We start from the raw sequence: 17,753 nt of genomic DNA, 5'->3' as shown, positions 1-17,753 counted from the left end.
GTGCCCAGCACGGGCCCGTCCGGGGTGTCCCGGGTGACCGCGTTGATCTCCAGGGCGTGGGCCATCGGCAGCGCCTCGTCCACGGCTCCGCCGAGCACACCGGCCTCGGGGGCCGGGGCCCAGGGCCGCTCGGCGGCGGCCGTCCCGGGGGCGCCGAAGCGGCCCAGGTAGTTGAAGGAGACCCGGGGCTCGGGCAGTCCGGCGAGCGGGCTCCCGCCGCCGGGCGCCGGGTGGCGCAGCACGCCGTAGCCGATGCCGTGGTCCGGCAGGGCCGCCAGGGTGTCCCGGACCCGGGCCACGGTGGCGGCGGCCGGTTCCCCGGGCCGGGCGTCGAGCGGCACCGGGTAGAGGCTGGTGAACCAGCCGACGGTACGGGAGAGGTCCAGGCCCTCGGCGATCTGCTGCTCCCGGCCGTGGCCCTCCACGTGCACGGCGAACCGCACCTCGGAGCCGTCCCCGGTGTCCCGGACCGCCCGGGCCAGGGCGGCCAGCAGCAGGTCCTGGACGCCGCCGGCCCCGTACCGCTCGGCGCCGCCGGTGAGCAGCGCCCGGGTGGCGGCGGGCGGCAGGGCGACGGTGTGGTGGCGGGCCTCCGCGACCGTGCCGAGGGCGGCGGCCGGCCGGAGGAGGGGCGGGCCCGCCGGGAGGTCGAGCGCCCGGCGCCAGAGCCCGGCCTCGGCGGCGCGCGGCGCGGCCTGTCCGGCCAGGGTCAGCGCCCAGGCGCGGAACGGCGTGGGCACCGGCCCGAGCCGGGGTTCCGCGCCCTCGGCCACGGCGGCCCAGGCGGCGGCCAGGTCGTCCTGGAGGATGCGCCAGGAGACCCCGTCCACCGCGAGGTGGTGGATCACCAGCAGCAGCCGTCCGGTCCGCCCGGCGACGGCCGGGTAGTACCGGGCCCGGAGCAACCGTCCGGCGGCCGGGTCGAGTTCGGCGGCCAGGGCGTCGGTCCCGGCGGTGAGGGTCTTCTCGTCGAGCGCGGTGCTCCCGGCGGCGGTGTCCAGCGCCGGACCCGTTCCCCCTTCCGACGCCTCCTCCGGCACCGCGAAGGTGCCGGACGCCAGGTCGAAGCGGGCCCGGAGCACCGGGTGGTGGCGGCGGACCGCCTCAAGGGCCGTCGTCAGCCGTCCGGGGTCGGCGTCCGGGGGCAGGGTGAGCAGCATGGCCTGGCTGAACCGGCCGGCCGGACCGCCCCGTTCGGCCAGCCAGGCCATGATCGGGGTGACCGGTGCCGTACCGGCGGCCCCGGTGGAGGCGGCAGTGGTGCCCGCCCCGGAACGGGTGGCACCTGACGCGTCCGGCCGGGCGGCGAGCAGGGCGGCCAGCTCGCGTACGGTGGCGTGCTCGAAGATCTCCCGGGGGCTGAGCCGCAGTCCGGCGGCGCGGGCCCGGGCCACCAGCTGGATGGCGAGGATGCTGTCCCCGCCGAGGGCGAAGAAGCCGTCCCCGGCGCCGACTTCGGGCAGTCCCAGCACCTCGGCGAAGGCGGCGGCGAGCGCCTCCTCGACCGGGCCCTGCGGGGGTGCCGCGTCCGCCGAGCCGGTGAACTCCGGTGCGGGCAGGGCGTGCTGGTCGAGCTTGCCGTTGGGGGTGAGCGGCAGGGCGGGCACGGTGACGAAGGCCGCGGGCACCATGTGGGCGGGCAGCGCCCGGCCCAGCGCGGCGCGCAACTCCTCGGTGTCCGGGGGCGCGGCGGGGTCCCGGGGCACCAGATAGGCGACGAGCCGGCGGGGGCCCGCGCCGTTCTCCCGGCGGGCCACCACGGCGGCGGTGCGGACCCCGGGGCGGGCGGTGAGCGCGGCGGCGATCTCGCCGGGCTCGACCCGGAAGCCCCGGATCTTCACCTGGTCGTCGGTGCGGCCGTGGTAGCGCAGCGCCCCGTCGGCGCCGAGCGACACCAGATCGCCGGTGCGGTACATCCGGGCGCCGGGAGTGCCGCCGGGCTCGGGGACGAACCGGGTGGCGGTGAGCCCCGGGCGGTTCAGATAGCCGAGCGCCACGCCCGCCCCGGCGGCGTACAGCTCCCCGGGCACCCCGGGCGGGACGGGGCGGAGCATGGAGTCCAGCACCAGCAGCCGGACGCCGGGCAGCGGGGTGCCGATCGGCGGGGCGGCCCCGGGCCGGAGCGGGGCGCTCATGGTGACGCAGGCGGTGGCCTCGGTGGGGCCGTAGGCGTTGATCATCCGGCGGCCGGGGCCGGCCCAGCGGGCGACCAGTTCCGCCGGGCACGCCTCGCCGCCCACCACCAGGGTGCGCAGGGTCTCCAGGCCGTCCGGTTCCAGTCCGGTGAGCGCGGTCGGCGGGATCAGGGCGTGGCTGACCCGGCGGGCGGCGAGGGTGTCGCCGAGCAGCCGTCCCGCGAGCGGTCCCGGCTCGGGCACCACCAGGGTGGCGCCGGTGGCGAGGGCCATCAGGGTCTCCATGACGGAGGCGTCGAAGGACGGCGAGGCGAGCAGCAGCACCCGGGCGGTGTGGTCGATGCCGAGCCGGTCGGCCTGGGCCGCCGCCAGCGCGGCGAGGCCCCGGTGCGAGGTGACGACGCCCTTGGGGTGGCCGGTGGAGCCGGAGGTGTAGATGAGATAGGCGGGCGCGCCCGGGTCCACCGTCACCGGGAACGGGACGTCGTTGTCGTCACCGCCGTCGTCGCCGTCGTGCTCGAAGGGCTCCGGGGCCGGGCGGTCCGCTCCGGCCGGGTCCTCGTCCAAGCAGAGCGTCCCGGGGTGGCTTCCGGCGAGCGCCCGGTGGGTGAGGACCAGGGCCGGGCGGGCGTCGTCCAGCATGGCGCGCACCCGCTCCGCCGGGTAGTCGGGGTCGATCGGGAGATGGGCGGCGCCGCAGAACTGCACGGCGAGCTGGGCGGTGACCAGGTCGGCCGAGCGCGGCAGCACCACCGCGATCAGCTGTCCGGGTCCGGCTCCGGCGGCGGTGAGCCGGAGCGCCAGCTTCCGGGCGCGCCGGTCGAGTTGGGCGTAGCTGAGCACTCCCTCGGGCGCGTCCACGGCGGGCGCCCCGGGCCGGGTGGCGCACTGGGCGGCGAACAGCTCGGCCCAGGTGCGCTCCGGGGGCGCCGGCGGTCCGGCGGTCACGGCGTCCGGGCCGGAACGGCCGGGCGGGGTGAGCCGGGCGACCGGGGTGCCGGGCGCGGTGGCCAGGGTCTCCAGCGCCCGGCGCAGGGCCTCGGCGAGGGCGGTCACCCGGGTGGAATCCAGCGCGCCGGGACGGTAGGCGAACCGGAGGGCCAGTTCCGGGCCGGGGACGGCGCTGACGGTGAGCGGGTAGTGGGTGGCGTCCCGGCCCTCGATGGCGTCGACGGTGAGCCCGGCGGCGGCGCTCAGCTCGGCGGGCGGGTCGGCGGGATAGTTCTCCAGGGCGGTGAGGGTGTCGAAGAGGGCGCTCTGTCCGGCGGCCCGCTGGATCTCCGCGAGGCCGAGGTGGTGGTGGGGCAGCAGGGCGGTGAACGCGTCCCGGACCCGTTCGAGGAGCAGGCCCAGCGGTTCGGCGGGGCGCAGGGTGACGCGTACCGGCACGGTGTTGACGAAGAGTCCGACCATGGCGTCGGCGCCGGTGACCTCGGGCGGCCGGCCGGCGACGACGGTGCCGAAGACCACGTCCCGGCGGCCGGTGTGGGCGGCGAGCACCAGCGCCCAGGCGGTGTGCAGCAGGGTGCTCGGGGTGAGGTCGTGGGCGCGGGCGAAGGCGGTGAGCCGCTCGGTGAGCGCCGGGTCCAGCCGGAGGGTGTGGGTCTCGGGCAGCTCCGGTTCGCCCGGGTCGTCCGGCACCAGCAGGGTCGGGCCGTCGAGTGTCGCCAGCTCCGCCCGCCAGGCGGTGGCCGCCGCCTCCCTGTCCCGGCCGGCCAGCCAGCCGAGATAGGCCGGGTAGGACGGCGCCGGGGGCAGCTCGCGGCCCCCGTGGGCGTGCAGCAGTTCCCGGACGAGCAGCGGCACCGACCAGCCGTCCAGCACCAGGTGGTGACCGGTCAGCACCAGGTCGGCGGTGGTGTCGGCGCGCCGGATCAGCAGGGCGCGGAGCAGTGGCGGCGCGGCCGGGTCGAAGCGGCGCACCCGCTCGTCCTCGGCGCGGCGGCGGGCCAGCCGGTCCCGCTCCCGGGCCGGCCGGCGGCGCAGGTCCAGTTCGGTCAGCTCGGGCGCGGGCTCCCCGGGGACGAGCCGCTGGCTCCAGCCGTCCCGGTCGGCGGTGAAGGCGGTGCGCAGCGGCTCATGGCGGGCGGTGACCTCGCGGAGCGCGGCGCGCAGCCGGTCGCCGTCGACGGTTCCGGTCAGCCGGAGGGTGACCTGTACGTGGTAGACGTCCAGCGCGTCCGGGTCCGCCGCCCCGCCGCCGGAACCGGCGCCGGAGTCGTACGGGGAGGCCGGGAAGGACGGCGCGTCGTACTGGGAGAGGAAGAGCAGCCCCTGCTGGAGCGGGGTGAGCGGACGCCGGTCCCCGGCGGGCGCCGCCGGGGCGGCGGTGTCCTCGGCGGCCGGGGTGGCGACGGCGAGGAGCCCGGCGACGGTGCGGCGGCGGAAGACGTCCTGCGGGGTGAAGGCGAGTCCGGCCGCGCGGGCGGCGGAGACCAGCCGGATGGCGAGGATGCTGTCGCCGCCGAGGGCGAAGAAGCTGTCGTGCAGCCCCACCCGCCCGGTGCCGGTCAGCTCCCCGAACAGCGCGGCGAGCGCCCGCTCGTCCGGGGTCTCCGGCGCGGCCCACCGGGCGTCGGAGGTGAGCGCGGGCACGGGCAGCGCGGCCCGGTCCAGCTTGCCGTTGGCGGTGCGCGGCAGGGCGTCCAGCGGGACCAGGGCGGTGGGCAGCAGGGCGGCGGGCAGCCGGTCGGCCAGATGCTGCCGGAGGGAGGCCGGGAGTGGTCCCGGGACGGCCGGGACGACATAGCCGATCAGATGGGCGGTGCCGGTGGCCTCGTCGGTGCGGACGGTCACGGCGCTGTGCGCGACCCCGGGGTGGGCGTCGATGGCGGCCCGGATCTCGCCGGGTTCGATCCGCTGTCCGCGCAGCTTGACCTGGTCGTCCACCCGGCCCAGGTGTTCGAGGAGGCCGTCCGGGCGGCGCCGGGCGAGGTCGCCGGTGCGGTAGAGCCGGCTGCCGGGCGGGCCGTACGGGTGGGCGGTGAACCGCTCGGCGGTGAGCGCCGGACGGCCCTGGTAGCCGAGGGCGAGCTGCGGTCCGGCGAGATACAGCTCGCCGGGCACCCCGTCGGGGACCGGGCGGAGCCGGTGGTCGAGCACCAGGGCGCCGGTGTTCCAGACCGGCCGGCCGATGGGGATCCGGGCACCGGCGGTGTCCGCGTCGGTGACCTCGTGGGCGGTGACGTCCACGGCGGCCTCGGTGGGGCCGTAGAGGTTGTGGATCCCGGCGCCGGGGGCGAGCCGGCGCAGCGCGGCGACGGCGGCGGGCGGCAGGGTCTCGCCGCTGGCCAGCACCCGGCGCAGGGTGCGGCAGTCCCCGGGCGCGGCCACGGTGGTGAAGGCGTCGAGCACCGAGGGGACGAAGTGGACGGTGGTGATCCGCTGTTCGCGCACCAGCCGGGCGACGGCGGCCGGGTCCCGGTGGTCGTCGGGACCCGCCACCACCAGGGTGGCACCGGCGAGCAGCGGCCAGAACAGCTCCCAGACCGAGACGTCGAAGGTGGCCGGGGTCTTCAGCAGGACCCGGTCGTCGGTGCCGAGCCGGTAGGTGTCCTGGGCCCAGAGCAGCCGGTTGACGGCGGCGGAGTGCGGGACGGTGACACCCTTGGGGCGGCCGGTGGAGCCGGAGGTGAAGATCGTGTACGCCGGGTCGCCGGGGAGTGGCGGGGTGGGCCGGACGGCGGCCGGGGGCACGGCGTCGGTGCGGATGCCGAACACCGGGAGGCCGCTGCCGAATCCGGGGTCCGGGGCGCTGCCGGGACGCGTGGCCCCGGAGGGCGCGGGCACCCCGGTGCCGGGCTCCTGGACGTTTGCGGAGGCGCCCGGTCCGGGAGCATCGCCCGCGGCGGACGCTCCGGCCCCGGCGGCGGTGGGGTCCGCGATCACCAGGGTGACGGCCGCGTCCCGCAGCATCTCCCGGGCCCGGGCGGGCGGCAGTTCGGGGTCGAGCGGTAGATGGGCGGCGCCCGCGCGCTGCACCGCGTGGACGGCGAGGACCAGTTCGGCCGACCGGGGCAGGGCGACGGCGACCGTGCTCCCCCGGCGTACTCCCTGCTCGGCGAGGAGCCGGGCGAGCCGGTCGGTCTCGGTGTCGAACTCCTGGTACGTCCAGCTCCGGGCGCCGTCCCTGAGCGCCTCGGCGCCCGGGGTGCGGGTGGCCCGCTCCTGGACGAGGGCGGGCAGGGTGGTGGCGGGCACCGGCACCCCGGGTCCGGCCGAGGCGGTCAGGGCGCGGCGCTCCTCGCCGGGGGTGAGGACGGAGAGCGCGCCGACGGGCCGGTCGGGGTGGGCGCAGACCCGGTCGAGCAGGGCGGTCAGCCGGGCGGCCAGCGCCTCGGCGGTGGACCGGTCGAACAGCGCGGTGCGGTAGTTGAGGGCGGCGCGCAGCCCCTCGGTGTCGGGGGTCTCCACCACGGCGAGGGTCAGGTCGAATTTGGCGGCCCGGGTCTCCAGGAGTTCCGCCCGGACGGCGGCCGGGCCGAACGCGTGGGTGCGGCGCGGGGAGTTCTGATGGATCAGGGCGACCTGGAAGAGCGGGTGGCGGGCGAGCGAGCGGTCCGGGGCGAGCGCGTCCACCAGCCGCTCGAAGGGGAGTTCGGCGTGGTCGAAGGCGTCCAGATCGGTGGCGCGCACCCGGTCGAGCAGCTCCCGGAAGGTGGGGTCGCCCGAGGTGTCGGTGCGCAGCACCACGGTGTTGGCGATCAGGCCGGGCAGCGCGTCGAGACCGGCCCGGTCGCGGCCGCTGACCAGGGTGCCGAGCGGGATGTCGTCGCCCGCGCCATGGGCGGTGAGCAGGGCGGCCAGCGCGGCCTGGAGGACCATGAAGAGGGTGGCGCCGGACTCCCCGGCGAGCCGGGCGGCGGCCCGGTGGAGGGCGGGTGCCACGGTGAACTCCACCGAGTCGCCCCGGTCGTCCACCCGGTCCGGGCGGGGCCGGTCCAGCGGCAGCGGCAGTTCGGCGGGGGCGCCGGCGAGGGCGGCGCGCCAGTGGGCGAGCAGGGTGTCCGCCCGGCCGGCCAGGGCTTCCGCCTGCCAGTCGCTGTAGTCGGCGTACTGGAGTTCCGGGTCCGGGAGCCGCTCGCCCCGGTGGAGGGCGGCGAGTTCGCTCAGCAGCGGTTCGGTGGAGCCCTCGTCGTACGCGATGTGATGGAGCGTCAGCAGTACGGCGGTGTCGCCGCCGGGCGTGCCGAGCAGCCGGGCGCGCAGCGGCGGCCGGGCGGTGAGGTCGAACTCCTCGGCGGCGGCGATGCGCCGGGCCGCCTCCCGGGGGTCCTCGCCCGCCGGTACGGCGACCCGCTCCAGCTCGGGGATGTACGCGGGCAGCACCCGCTGGACGGGGCCGCCGGCGTCCTCCGGGTAGACGGTGCGGAGGATCTCGTGCCGGGCCACCAGGGCGGCCAGCGCCCGGCCGAGCGCGGCCTCGTCGAGCGGGCCGTCCGGGGTGAGCAGCAGCGGCACGGTGTAGGTGCGGTCGGCGCCGCCCAGCCGGTGCAGGAACCAGAGCCGGGCCTGCGCCGGGGAGAGCGGCGGCGGACCCGGGCGGCCCTGGCGGGCGGTGAGCGGGGGCGGCGCGGGGCGGGCGGACCGTTCGAGGTCGGCCAGCCGGGCGGCGAGCGCGGCCGGGGTACGGGCCTCGAAGAGCACCCGTACCGGTATCTCGGCGGCGAGTTCGGCGCGCAGCCGGGCGGCGAGCCGGGTGATCAGCAGGGAGTGGCCGCCCAGGGCGAAGAAGTCGTCGTCGGCGCCGACCGGCCCGCACTCCAGCACCTCCCGGTAGAGCCCGGCGAGCAGCCGTTCACGGGGGGTGCGCGGGGCGCGTCCGGGGGTGGCGGTACGGCTCCGGTCCGGCAGCGGCAGGGCGGCCCGGTCCAGCTTGCCGTTGGGGGTGAGCGGCAGCCGGTCCAGGGTGACGAAGGCGGCCGGCACCATGTGCTCGGGCAGCGCCCGGACGCAGACCTCGCGGAGGGCGGCCGGGTCCGCGGGCCCGGTGGTGTAGGCGACCAGGCCGGGGCCGGTCGGCAGGTCCGCGCGGAGCAGCACGGCGGCCGAGGCGACCCCGCCCCGGCGCAGCAGCACCGCCTCGATCTCGCCGGTCTCCACCCGGAAGCCGCGCAGCTGCACCTGGTCGTCGGCCCGGCCCTCGTAGTGCAGCACCCCGCCGGCCGACCAGCGGGCCAGGTCGCCGCTGCGGTACATCCGGGAGCCGGGCGGACCGTACGGGTCGGCGGTGAACCGTACGGCGGTGAGCGCGGGCCGGTCCCGGTAGCCCCGGGCGAGGCCGGGCCCGGCGACGTACAGCTCGCCGGTGACACCGGGCGGGACCGGCCGCAGGGCGTCGTCCAGGACGTAGAGCCGCAGGTCGTCGATGGCCCGCCCCACCGGACTCACCCCGGCGGGAGCGGGCGCGGCTCGCCCGGGGCCGTCCGGCCCGTGTGCGGCAGGCCCGGAAGCGGCGGCCCCGGAGCCGTCCTGACCGGAGCCGTCCGGCACGCGGTCGTCCGGCCCGGGGCCGGGTGCCGCGAGGTCGTAGGCCGTGACATGGACGGTGGTCTCGGTGATCCCGTACATGTTGACCACCCGGGGCGCCGCCGGACCGGTGAGCCAGGGCGCGAGACGGGCCGGGTCGAGCGCCTCGCCGCCGAGGACCAGCAGCCGGAGCGCGCCCGGCCGGCCGGGCGAGCCGGGGGCGGTCATCGCCTCGGTGAGCTGGTAGGCCGCCGAGGGCGTCTGGTTGAGGACGGTGACCCGCTCCCGGTGGAGCAGGGCGAGGAAGTCGGCCGGGGAGCGGGTGGTGTCGTGGTCCACCACGACCAGCCGGCCGCCGTGCAGCAGCGCGCCCCACAGCTCCCAGACCGAGAAGTCGAAGGCGATGGAGTGGAAGAGGGTCCAGACGTCCCCGGGTCCGGGGGCGCACCGCCGGGCGGTGGCGTCGAAGAGCCGGGCCAGATTGCGGCCGGTGACGACGACGCCCTTGGGCCGGCCGGTGGAGCCGGAGGTGTAGATCAGGTACGCGGCGTGCTCCGGGCGCGGCGGGGCGGAGCGGTCCGTGTCGGTGACCGGCCCGGCGGACTGCCGGTCGCGCTCGGCGGCGTACTCCGGGTCGTCCAGGATCAGGGCCGGTACGGGCGGGGCGTCGCCGGCGGCCGGTACGCCCCCGGCCGGTACGTTCCCCGCCGATACGCTTCCGGCCGGTACGCGCCCGGCGGTGGCCCGGTCGGTGAGCAGCAGGGCGGGCGCGGCGTCGGCGAGGGTGCCGGCGAGCCGCTCGGCCGGGTGGGCGGGGTCGAGCGGGACGTACGCCGCGCCGGTCTTGGCGACCGCCAGCACCGCTTCGGCCAGGGTGAGCGAGCGGGGCAGCAGCAGCGCCACCCGTTGCTCGGGTCCGGCGCCCCGGGCGATCAGCGTCCGGGCCAGGGCGTTGGTGCGGTCGTCCAGCTCCCGGTAGGTCAGCGACCGGTCGCCGTGGCTGACGGCGACGGCCTCCGGGTGGCGGTCGGCGGCCCGGGCGAACCGCTCCAGGAAGGATTCCGGGGCCCCGTTCTCCTCCCCCGGGGCCGGGTTCCACTCCCCGAGCAGGGTCTCGCGCTCGCCGGGGAGCAGCACCCCGAGCCGGCCGAGGGGGGTGTCGGGCGCCTCGGTCGCGGCGGTGAGCAGGGTGAGCAGCCGCTCGGTGAGCCGGCGGACGGTGGCGGGGTCGAAGAGGTCGGCGCTGTAGTTGACGGCGCCGTCCAGCCGGCCGGTGCCGGTGTGGTCGGTGAAGCCGATGATCAGGTCGAACTTGGCGGTGCCGGTCTCCAGCAGCCGGAAGCCGGCGGTGACCCCGGGGGCGGTGAAGGGCGGGGCCGCGGACCGGTTCTGGTGGGTCAGCATCACCTGGAAGAGCGGGTTGACACCGGGCGGCCGGTCGGGGTTCAGCTCCTCCACCACCCGCTCGAAGGGCACATCGGCGTGGTCGAAGGCGTCCAGCGCCACGGACCGCACCCGGGCGAGGAGTTCACGGAAGGTGGGGTCGCCGGAGAGGTCGGTGCGCAGCACCAGGGTGTTGACGAAGAAGCCGATCAGGTCCTCGGTGCGGCGGTCGCCGCGACCGGCGGTGGGGACGCCCAGCGGGATGTCGTCACCCGCCCCGAGCGCCCGCAGCAGGGCGGCCACGGCGGCGTGCAGCACCATGAACGGGGTCACTCGGGCCTCGGCGGCGAGTGCTCGCACCCCTCTGGCGACCGGTTCGGCCACGGTGAACTCCACGAACCCGCCCCGCCCGCCGGGCACGGCCGGGCGCGGCCGGTCGGCGGGCAGCCGCAGCACCGGCGGCGCCCCGGCCAGCGTCCGCCGCCAGTGGGCGAGTTGGCCGGCCAGCGCGGAGCCGTCCCGCCCGGAGCCGTCCAGCAGGCCGCGCTGCCAGCGGGCGTAGTCGGTGTACCGGACCGGCAGCGGCGGCCAGTCGGGGGCGCGGCCGGCCAGCCGGGCCCGGTAGGCGGTGGCCAGATCGGTGAGCATCGGCTCCACCGACCACTCGTCGGCGGCGATGTGGTGGATCAGCAGCAGCAGGCGCACCGGGCCCGGCGGTTCGGCCGGTACCAGCAGGGTGGCGCGCAGCGGCGGTTCGGCGGCCAGGTCGAAGGGCTCGGCGGCCAGCGCGGCGAGCAGCCCGTCGGCCTCGTCCGGTCCGGCCACGATCCGTACCGCTACCTCCGGGAGGGCGGCCGACACCCTTTGCGCCGGGGCGCCGTCCCGCTCCGGGAAGACGGTGCGCAGCACCTCGTGGCGGCCGGCCAGATCGGTCACCGCGCGGGTGAGGGCGCCGGTGTCCACCGCTCCGGTCAGGGTGAGCAGAAACGGCAGGTGGTAGGCGGCGCCGGTCTCCGGCAGCCGGTCCAGGAACCAGAGCCGGGCCTGGGCGGGCGACAGCGGGGCGTCCGCCCCGGCGGGCCCGGCGGCGGGCTCCAGCGGCGGCAGGGCCCGGGCGCCCCCGGCCGGGCGGGCGAGCGCGGCCACGGTCGGGGCGTCGAAGACCTGCCGTACGGTGACCGGCCGGCCCAGCGCCCCGGTGGCGCGGGCGGCCAGCCGGGCGGCGAGCAGCGAGTGGCCGCCCAGGGCGAAGAAGTCCTCGTCGGCGCCGACCCGTTCGCGGCCGAGCACCTCGGCGAAGAGGGCGGCGAGCAGCTCCTCGCGCTGACCCTCGGGGGCACGGCCGGTACCGGGCTCGGTGGCCTCCGGCGCGGGCAGGGCCGCCCGGTCCAGCTTGCCGTTGGGGGTACGGGGCAGGGCGTCCAGCGCCAGGAAGTGGGCCGGGACCAGGGCGGCGGGCAGCCGGGCCGCCAGCGCCTCACGCAGCTCGCGCGCCGCGCCGGGGGTGACGGCACCGGCGGCGGTTGCGGGGCCGGTACCGGGGCCGGCACCGGCGGCGGTCCCGGTTCGGGGGGCGGTGGCCGGGACCCAGTGGGCGACCAGGACGGTGCCGCCGGGGGCCGGGTGGTCGGTGACGGCGGCGTCCCGCACCCCGGGCAGCGCCCGCAACACGGCCTCTATCTCCCCTGGTTCGATCCGGTGACCCCGGATCTTCACCTGCTGATCGGCCCGGCCCAGGATCTCCAGGTTCCCGTCCGGGTGGCGGAGCGCCAGGTCGCCGGTGCGGTACATCCGGGAGCCGGGCGGGCCGTACGGGTCGGCGGTGAACCGCTCGGCGGTCAGCGCGGGCCGGCCCAGATAGCCGAGGGCCACTCCGTCGCCGCCGAGGTACAGCTCGCCCGGCACCCCGTCGGGGAGCGGGACCAGACCGGGGCCCAGCACCTGGGCCCGGGTGTTCCAGAGCGGCGTACCGACGTGCGGGCGCCCGGCGCTCTCCGGGTCCACCGGTCCGGCCGTGGACCAGACGGTGGTCTCGGTGGGGCCGTACAGGTTGACCGGTTCGGCGCCCCGCTCCAGCAGGGCCGAGGCGAGGTCCGGGGCGAGCGCCTCGCCACCGCAGAGCGCCAGCATCCCCCGTACGACCTCCGGTTCGGCGTCCAGCAGGGCGCGCCAGAGCGAAGGGGTGGCCTGCATGACGGTGGGCCGCAGCTCGCGGATCAGGGCGGCGAGCAGCGCCGGGTCCCGGACCTGCTCCCGGTCGGCGAGGAGCACGGTGGCGCCGGTGAACAGCGGCAGGAAGAGTTCGAGGACGGCGATGTCGAAGCCGACCGTGGTCACCGCGAGCAGCCGGTCGTCCGGGCCGAGGTCAAGGGTGCCGGCCATGCAGTGCAGGAAGTTGGCGACGGCCGACGCGGGGACGACCACGCCCTTGGGGCGGCCGGTGGAGCCGGAGGTGTGGATCACATAGGCCGGGTCGGCGCCGGTGCCGTGCCGGGGAGCGAGCGGGACGGCGTCGGCCAGTTCGGCGGCGGTCTCCGGGGCGTCCAGCAACAGTGTCGGCGTCGCTGCCGGTGCCGGTGTCACCGCCCGTGCCCGTGTCGGCGCCGGTGACGGCGGCGTCGGTGCGTCGGTGTCCGGGGCGGGCCCGGGAGTGCTCGCCCGGTCGGTGACCAGCAGCACCGGGGTGGCGTCCGCGAGCAGCAGGGCGATCCGGGCGGGCGGGAAGCCGGGGTCGACCGGAAGGTAGGCGGCTCCGGTGCGGGCGACCGCCAGCAGGGTGACCAGCAGCTCGGCGGAGCGCGGCAGACAGACGGCGACCAGGGTGCCCCGGCCGGCGCCGCGCGCGGCCAGCAGCCGGGCCAGCCGGGCCGCCCGCTCGTCCAGCTCCCGGTGGGTGAGCCGCTCGGCGCCGCTGATCACGGCGGTGCGGCCGGGGGTGCGGGCGGCCTGTCCGGCGCAGCGGGCGGCGAGGGAGACGGCGGGCACCGGGCGGACGGCGGCCGTCCGCTCCTCCTGGTGCCGGGCCCGCTCCCCGGGGGTGCGCAGCTCGACGGCGGCGACCGGGCGGTCCGGTTCGGCGGTGACCCGGTCGAGCAGGGTGAGCAGGGCGCCGGCGAACCGCTCGGCGGCCGGGTCGTCCCAGAGGTCGGTGCGGAATTCGAGCTGTCCGGTGGCGGTGGCGCCGGCCGGGTCCTCGCTGATGACGCACTGGAGGTCGAACTTGGCGGTGCCGGTGTTCACCAGCCGTGGGCGGCCCTGCTGCCCGGGGAGGACCGGCCGGCCGGAGAACTCCTCGCGCACCGCGAACAGCACCTGGAAGAGCGGAGTCACCCCGGGCAGCCGGGCGGGGTTGGCCTCGGCGACGATCCGGTCCAGCGGCAGGTCCTGGTGGGCGAGGTCGCCCAGGTCGGCCTCCCGGACCCGGTCGAGCAGCTCGCGGAAGCTCGGGGTGCCGCTCAGATCGGTGCGCAGCGGCAGGGTGTTGATGTAGAAGCCCACGCTCTCCCGGAGCGCCTCGTCGTCCCGTCCGGCGACCGGGGCGCCCACCACCAGGTCGTCACCGCAGCCGAGCCCGGCCAGGGTGGCGGCGAAGGCGGCGTGCAGCACCATGAACGGGGTGGTGCGGGTGCGCAGTGCCAGGTCCCGGACCCGGGCGTACAGCGCGGCGCCGAGGTCGAAGTCATGGGTGCGGGCGGGACCACCGGTCCGCGCGGGCCGGGGGCGGGCCCAGGGCAGGGCCAGTCGCTCCGGGGCGCCCCGGAGCCGGGCCCGCCAGTGCCCCGCGTGGGCCGCCGTCGTCTCCGGCGCGGTACGGAGCTGCCGCAGGGCGTGGTCGGCGTAGTCGACGGGCAGCGGGGGCAGTTCGGGGGCGTGGCCGGCCAGCCGGGCGGTGTAACCGGCGGCCAGGTCCCGCAGCAGCGGGGGCAGCGACCACTCGTCGGCGGCGATGTGGTGGAGGACCAGGACCAGGGTGTGCCGTGAGCCGTCGCTGAACACACCTGCCCGCAGCGGCACCTCGTGCTCAAGGTCGAACGGCACCGCGGCGAACTCCCGGACCCGCTGGTCGAGTTCCCCGGCCGCGCAGAGCTCGGCCGGCACCGGCACGTCCGCCTCGGGCAGCACCCGCTGCTCGGGCTCCCCGTCGGTGACCGGGAAGACGGTGCGCAGCGGCTCGTGGCGGGCCGCCAGGTCCCTGAGCGCGGCCCGCAGAACCGCCGGGTCGAGGGGCACTCCGGTGTCCACGGCGAGCGGGATGTTGTAGGCACCGGCGTCCTCCCCGGAGCGGTGCAGGTACCAGAGCCGCAGCTGTCCGGCGGAGAGCGGCAGCCGTTCCGGCCGGGGCTGCCGGGTGAGCGGCCCGGGCGCGGTGGCGGCCCGGTCGGCGCGGGCGGCGAGCAGCGCGGGGGTCGGGTGGTCGAAGACGGCCCGGACCGGGAGCAGTACGCCCGCCCGGGAGCGCAGCGCGGTGATCAGCCGGGCGGCGGCCAGCGAGTCGCCGCCGCGCAGGAAGAAGTCGTCGTCCGGGCCGACCGTCCCGTCCGCCGCTCCCAGGATCTCCGCGAACAGGCCGCGCAGCAGCCCCTCGACGCCGTCGTCCGGCCCCCGGTCACCGGCGGCCCGGTCCTGGGCGGTCGGGGCCTCCGGCGCGGGCAGGGCCGCCCGGTCCAGCTTGCCGTTGGGGGTACGGGGCAGGGCGTCCAGCGCCAGGAAGTGGGCCGGGACCAGGGCGGCGGGCAGCCGGGCCGCCAGCGCCTCCCGCAGCTCGCGCGCCGCGTCAGGGGGGACGGTACCGGCGGGGGCGGCGGGGGCCGTCCCGGCGGCGGTTCCAGGAGCGGTGGCGGGGGCGGTTCCGGCGGCGGTTCCAGGAGCGGCGGCGGGGGCCGTCTCGGCGGCCGGGACGTAGTGGGCGACCAGCACGGTGCCGCCGGGGGCCGGACGAGCGGTCACGGCGGCGTCCCGCACCCCGGGCAGCGCCCGCAACACGGCCTCGATCTCCCCCGGTTCGATCCGGTGGCCCCGGACCTTCACCTGCTGATCGGCCCGGCCCAGGATCTCCAGATTGCCGTCGGCCCGCCGGCGGGCCAGGTCCCCGGTGCGGTACATCCGGGAGCCGGGCGGGCCGTACGGATCGGCGGTGAACCGCTCGGCGGTCAGCGCGGACCGGCCCAGATAGCCGGTCGCCACTCCCCCGCCGGCGAGATACAGCTCCCCGGCCGCGCCGACCGGCGCCGGGGCCAGGGTGCGGTCCAGCACCAGGGCCCGGGTGTCCCGCAACGGCCTTCCCACGTGCGGCTGTTCGGCCTCCCCGGCGCGCACCGGGCCCGCGGTGGACCAGACGGTGGTCTCGGTGGGCCCGTAGAGGTTGACCACCTCCCGGCCCCTGGCCGCGAGGGTGCGGGCCAGGTCGGCGGGCAGCGCCTCGCCGCCGCTGAGGATCCGCAGCCCGTCGAGCGCGCCCGGGTCGGCGTCGGCCAGCAGCCGCCAGAGCGAGGGCGTGGCCTGCATGACGGTGGGCCGGACGGCACGGATCAGGGCGGCCAGCGCGAACGGGTCGGCGGCCTCCTCCGTACCGGCGAGCACCACGGTGGCGCCCCGGTGCAGCGGGGCGAACAGCTCAAGGGCGGCGATGTCGAAGGAGACCGTGGTCACCGCCAGCAGCCGGTCGCCGGGGAACAGCGACTCCCCCGCCGCCGCCAGCAGATTGGCGAGCGCGGTGTCCGGCACCACCACTCCCTTGGGGCGGCCGGTGGAGCCCGAGGTGTGGATGACATAGGCGGTGCCGGCGGGCACGACGGGAGCGGAGTCCCCGGGAGCCGTGACATCCGTGGAGCGGTCGGCGGGCTCACCGGACCCGCCGGGCTCCCGGGTGTCCGGCGCCGGGCTCTCCGCCGTGCCCGACCGGTCGACGGTGAGCACCGGGACACCCGGGTACCGGTCGGCGCCGGGGCGGTCGGTGACCAGCAGCACCGGGCGGGCGTCGGCCAGCATGGCCCGCAGCCGGCCGGCCGGGTAGCGGGGGTCCAGCGGGAGGTATCCGGCCCCGGTGGCGGCGACCGCCAGCAGGGCGACCGGCAGTGCCTCGGTGCGCGGCAGGGCGACGGCCACCAGGGACCCGGGGCGGGCACCCCGGAAGCGCAGCGCCTCGCTCAACCGCTCCACCCGGCCGGCCAGTTCGGCGTAGCTCAGCCGGTGGTCGCCGCGCTGGAGGGCGACGGCGCCGGGGGTGCGGGCCGCCTGGGCGGTGAAGCCCTCGGCCAGCGCGGGCGCCGGACCGGTGGCCGGGCGGCCGGAGCCGTACTCCTCCAGCAGCAGCCGGCGTTCGGCGGGCGGGGCCAGCGGCAGGGCGGCGGCGGGCAGGCCGGGGTCGGTGTGCGCCAGCCGGGTGAGCAGGGCGGCGAACCGGTCGCGGTGGGCGTCGAGTTCGGCGGGGCCGTACAGCTCGGGGTTGCCGTCCACGATGACGTCCAGACCGGTGAGCCCCTGTTCCGGGCCGCCGCGTCCGCTGACGGTGACGGTGAGGTCCTCCACCGCGCCGGCCGCCAGATAGTGGGTGCTGCCCGCGCAGGCGCCGAAGGAGAGTTCGGTCGGGAAGGGCTTGATGTTCAGCTGGGGGCCGGTGAGCCGTCTGCCGCCGCCCAGCAGCCCGAGGTCGCGGCGGAGCCGCTCGCCCCGGTAGCGCTGGTGGCGGCGCTGCCGGCGGAGGGCCAGCACCACCCGGCGGACCAGTTCCCCGAGGGGCTCCCGCTCGTCCACGGCGATCCGCAGCGGCAGGACGTTGACGGCGGTGACCGGGGTACGGGCCAGCACACTGCCGGTGCGGTTGCTCAGCGGCAGGCCGATCACCGCCTCGGTCGCGCCGGTGAACCGGGTCAGATAGAGCGCCCAGGCCGCCGTCACCACCTCGGGCCAGGTGGCGCGGGCCCGGTCGGCCCAGCCGGTGAGCAGGGCGGCGTCCCCGCCGGGCAGGGCGAGCCGGGTGCGGTGGAAGGTGTGCGCGGCGCCGTCCGGCTCCCGCCGCGCCGGGGTGACCGGGTGCGGCCGGTCGGCGTACAGCTCCTGCCAGAAGGCGGCGTCGGCGGCGCGCCGCTCGGAGGTCTCGTACCGCTGGTCCTCCGCGACCGCCTCCCGCAGCGAGGCGAACGGCGCGGGCGGTACGGGGGTGCCGGCGGTGGTGGCCCGGTAGATCGCGGCCACCCGGTCGGCCAGCCGGGAGAAGCCGTAGCCGTCCAGCAGGATGTGGTGGCAGCGGTGGTACCAGAGCCACCGCTCGGTCCCGGTCCGCAGCAGGGCGTGCCGGAAGAGCCGGCCGTGCTCCAGATCGACGGGTACGGAGCGCTCCCGGGCCATCCAGTCGAGCGCGGCCGCGTCCGGGTCGGCCCGGTCCCGCAGGTCGAGCACGAGCGGCGGTTCGGGCGCCACCGCCCCCAGTTCCTGCCACACCCCGTCCCCGGCCGGACCCTCCGCCGAATCGGCCGACGCGTCCGGGAGGTTCACCGGCGCGGCCGGCCCGGCCGAAGCACCCGGCTCCAGCGACTCATCCGGCCCGGCCGGCGACTCCGGCTCGGTGGTGTCGAAGCGCACCGAGAGCCCGTCCGCCTCCCCCACCGCCCGCACAACGGCGGCCAGGAAGGCGTCCTCGTCCAGCGGGCCGGTCAACTCCACGTATTCGGCGGTGAGATAGACCGGGTTCGCCGGGTCCAGTCGCTGGGCGGACCACAGCCCGAGCTGGGCCCGGGTGAGCGGCAGGCGGTCGCGGCGGATGCTCAT

The 17,753-nt window shown here is 77.9% G+C and carries 1 protein-coding gene (only partly in view); it reads right to left on the bottom strand.

What is annotated here, in order from left to right:
* Positions 1 to 17,753: the 5' portion of a non-ribosomal peptide synthetase gene (locus tag NX801_RS03825; RefSeq protein ID WP_258785435.1), read on the bottom strand. 283 nt of this gene lie to the left of the window's left edge; 17,753 of the gene's 18,036 nt are visible here — the first part of the coding sequence; it begins with the start codon at positions 17,751 to 17,753; its stop codon lies beyond the left edge, outside the window.

Origin of the sequence: Streptomyces pyxinae, from assembly GCF_024756275.1 — a bacterium.
GTDB lineage: Bacteria > Actinomycetota > Actinomycetes > Streptomycetales > Streptomycetaceae > Streptomyces > Streptomyces pyxinae.
Note: the sequence above shows the minus strand (reverse complement) of the source record. Positions and strands in the feature narration are given on the sequence as shown.